General features: G+C 35.9%; 1 protein-coding gene. It reads left to right on the forward strand.

The window, feature by feature from the left end:
• Positions 1 to 300, forward strand: a 300-nt coding sequence (locus ACT3RN_RS16155) for a hypothetical protein (protein WP_444518876.1), incomplete at its 5' end; no start/stop codon positions are given.
• Positions 301 to 421: the final 121 nt, after the last annotated feature.

The following is a 421-nucleotide window of genomic DNA, read 5'->3' on the forward strand; positions in this document are numbered from 1 at the left end:
GAGCACCTTAATAATTCAATTAATTGTCGTTTAGTGGGTGTCACATATAAGCAGATATGTATTGCTGCGCTCAATCAACAAGGTGAGTTTGTCAAAGCAGATGTCGCTAACATTGATAGTTTCAATAGTATGAACATCATTCATCCTTTAGGTATCAGTGATTGGGGTTTAGTTCCTAGACCATTAGATGGTAAAAAGATTACATGGAGCGAAAAGTTATCGCTTGAAAGCAAACAAGACGAAAGGTTTAGAAGATTAGAAATACCTATCACGATACTTAATGAAAAGGAAACTAAATAATGAGCAACTTAACCAATCAACAGAAAGCTACCTATGCTCTATTAGCGGACAATGTCTACTGGGATGTCAGATATGGCTAAGAAGAAAGGTAACAGCTTCATATTAAAGTCCTTTACCATAG

Source organism: Psychrobacter sp. AOP5-GZ1-6 (assembly GCF_052376345.1).
Classification (GTDB): Bacteria; Pseudomonadota; Gammaproteobacteria; order Pseudomonadales; family Moraxellaceae; genus Psychrobacter.